A 216-nucleotide genomic window follows, 5' to 3' on the forward strand; every position below is an offset into this window, starting at 1 on the left:
TTTACAACCGCCAGCGTCGGCATTCACGACTTGGCAATGTCAGCCCAGCGGAGTTTAACAAGAGGTATTGGAGAACTGCTCAGGCTGCTTGATCCGGGACTGTCCGATCTTGTCAGGACACCTCAAGACGGTGGAGCGCAGTTTTGCGGATGCGAAACAGCATCACGGGCACCGGTATGCGCGTTATCGGGGTCTGGGCAAAGTGCAGATGCAAGG

General features: G+C 56.0%; 1 pseudogene. It reads left to right on the forward strand.

What is annotated here, in order from left to right:
- Positions 1-124: 124 nt before the first annotated feature.
- Positions 125-216: pseudogene (locus ACW5W8_RS24170) on the forward strand (transposase); the annotation flags it as partial.

The sequence above is a fragment of the Aeromonas aquatilis genome, from assembly GCF_054052405.1.